Consider the following 2,999-nt stretch of genomic DNA (forward strand, 5'->3'; position numbering starts at 1 on the left):
CCTCGCGGGGCGTGAGGTCGATGCCCAGGTCGTCCCACTCCGACGCCGGTATCTCCGCGATGCGCCGCTCCATCAAGGCCTCGCCCGTGGACACGAGCTGGATCACGGCCGAGCGGCCGGCGTCGAGATCGGCCTCGATGGCGCGGATCAGCGACGGGCACTTCATGGCCGTCAGCAGATGCCCGAAGAAGCGCTGCTTCGTGCCCTCGAAGGCGCTCAGCGCGGCCGATTTGGCGTTCCGGTTGAGAGTGGAACCCTCCTGCACGATGCCCGTGGCCTCGAGCGCGTCCTCGATGTTGGCGTGGATGATCTTGAACGCACCCGCATAGGCGTCGTAGATGCGCCGCTGCTCCTGCGAGAGCTGGTGCACCAGGATGTCCACTTCCACGCCGTCGTAGGCCAGCGCGCGGGCTTGGTAGAGACCCAGGGCCTTGAGGTCCCTCGCGACTACTTCCATGGCCGCGACCCCGCCCGCTTCCATGGCCGACACGAAATCGGTCCGGCTCTCGAATGGGGTGTTGCCCGCAGCCCACAGGCCCAGCCGCCCGGCATAGGCCAGCCCCTGCACGGTTGTGGCGCCGGTGGCGGACACGTACGCGATGCGCGCGTCGGGCAGCGCGTTCTGCAACCTGAGGCCGGCGCGGCCCTGGGCCGAGGGCCTGACGTCGCCGCGCGCGCCCTTCCCTCCGGCGGCGTTGGCCATGGCGTGGGCCTCGTCGAAGACGACGGCGCCGTCGAAGGCATGGCGCTCCTCGTCATCGAGGCCTCCGGCGAGCCAGCCCACGATCTGGTCGAGGCGCGAGGGGCGGCCCTGGCGGGACGGCGAGCGCAGCGTGGCGTAGGTGGCGAAGAGGATTCCGGTGGAGCGCGGGATCTCCTGGCCCTGGCGGAAGTTGGCGAGCGGGATCAGGTCGTCCTCGCGCCCTCCGAGCGCGGTCCAGTCCCGGCGGGCGTCTTCCAGGAGCTTGTCGGACTGGCTGAGCCAGAGCGCCCGCTTCCGTCCGCGGAGCCAGCCGTCGAGGATGATCGCCGCCACTTGGCGTCCCTTGCCGCAGCCCGTGCCGTCGCCCAGCATCCAGCCCCGGCGGAACCGCACCGGCGCCGACAGGGTCTCGCCTTCGTCCGTGACGGTGACGTCGCCCTGGTCCTTCTCGCCGCAGCGCTGGACGGTCTCCCAACTGGAGCCGATCCTGTAGCCCGCCGCGAGATGGCCCTGGTGGGCCTGGCCCGCCAGCACGACGCTTTCGAGCTGGGCGTCCGACAGGAGACCGTCCGTGACGACGCGTTCCGGCAGCATGGGACGGTAGGACGGCGCCGGATGCGGGACGGCGGCCATTGCCGCGGACTGCACCAGGGGCGTCGGATGCGCCACGGCCCCCGGAATCCGGACGGCGCCCGCCCTCCAGGGCTCGTAGGGTCCTGAGACGGGGCCGCCCGCGTCCGCGGCGGCATCCGCCGGGCCGGTCTCGACGGCCAGCTCGGACACCGCTCCCCAGTCATGGGCCGGTTCGGGTGCGGGCGCCGCGGGCGCAGGCGCGGTCTTTCGCTTCGATTGGCGCGGCGCGGCCGGGTTGCCGAAGAGATCCCGGACGGGCATGGCCTGGGTGGCGCGGACTTCCACGGGCAGGCGGGGCGGAACCTGGGCGATGACCGCGTCGAGCAACTCCGCGGCAGTGGCGACGCGGGCGCCGGGATCGACGTCGATGCCGGGGCGTCCCGTGCGGTCCAGCACGGTGAGCCTGGTGTCGAAGCCCGTGCCCCGGCGCGCGTAGACCCGCCCGTCGACGCCCATGGTGAAGACCACGCGGGCGGGCGGATCGAGGCGGCCGAAGGCGGCGTGCCAGTCGGAATCCCCTGGAACGCAGTTGGCCGAGGTGACGGCCGCGAGCCGGCCCCCCGACGGCAGCATGGAGAAGGCGGAACGCACATGGCGGAGGTCGGCGTCGTGGCGGATGTGGTGGACGCCCGGCGTGGCGGAGAACGGCGGGTTCATGATGACAACGGTGGGCCGGGCGCCGGACAGGCGGTCGGCGGCGTTCTCGGCGTTCACGCCGGTGACCAGGGTTTCGGGGAACAGCCGGGACAGAAGGCCGCGGCGTGCGTCCGCGATCTCGTTCAGATGGAGGTTCCCGGCCCCGCTCCCGAGCGCGCATTCCGCCATCACCGCCAGCATGCCGGTACCCGCCGAGGGCTCCAGCACCGCGTCCCCCGGCCGGATCGCCGCGGCTTGCAGTGCCGCGTAGGCCAGCGGCAGGGGCGTGGAGAACTGCTGGAGGCGGACCTGCTCTTCCGAGCGCTTCGTGTGGGACGGCTCCAGCGCGGCCACGGCCTCCAACATCCTGAGCATGGCGGAGGGTCCGTCCGGACCGGCCCCGGCGTGGCGGCGCATGGCCCGGCCGTGGCGGCGGATGAAGAGCACGACCGCGGCTTCGGCGGCCTCGTAGGCGTCCTTCCAGGCCCAGGCGCCCTGCGCGTCCGTGGCGCCGAAGGCCTGCGTCATGGCGTCCCGCAGGGTGGCGGCGTCGAGCGCTTGGCCGGCCTCCAGGACCGGCAGAAGGGTTGTGGCGGCGGTGAACAGCGCGTCATGGGCGGAAGGCCCGGAGCCCGGGGAGGCGGGGACGGAAGGAAGGGCGTGGGGAACGGGAAGGCGCGCGGACGTGTCCGCCGCCGTGTGGGCGTCGAGCATGGATCTCTCCCTCCTGGAATGAGTGAAAGTGCCGCGGGGCGGCGCGGGACAAGATCTCCCGCACCGCGCCTACGGCCTGCCCCGGGCCGGCCGCCCGGCCTCCTGGCGGCGGGGAGTGGAGGTGCGGAAGATCAGGCGGGGGCGTCGGTGGCGGGCTTCGGGGCGTTTCGCCGTTCCGCCGCGCGGGCGCGGCAGGCGTCCATCAGCCGGCCGTACTCGCAGGGATCGAGATCGGAGTTGCCCTGGACCAGGAAGGCCAGTTGCGGTGCGCCAGGCTAACTGGTGCGAGTGCAGCCGGTGAAAGTCCGGCAGG

At 72.9% G+C, this 2,999-nt stretch carries 1 protein-coding gene; it reads right to left on the reverse strand.

The features are described 5' to 3' along the window. On the reverse strand, positions 1-2,686 hold a 2,686-nt coding region (locus OXU42_17680), incomplete at its 3' end, for a strawberry notch family protein (protein ID MDE0031218.1). Positions 2,687-2,999: the final 313 nt, after the last annotated feature.

Source organism: Deltaproteobacteria bacterium (assembly GCA_028818775.1).
Taxonomy (GTDB): domain Bacteria; phylum Desulfobacterota; class Binatia; order UBA9968; family JAJDTQ01; genus JAJDTQ01.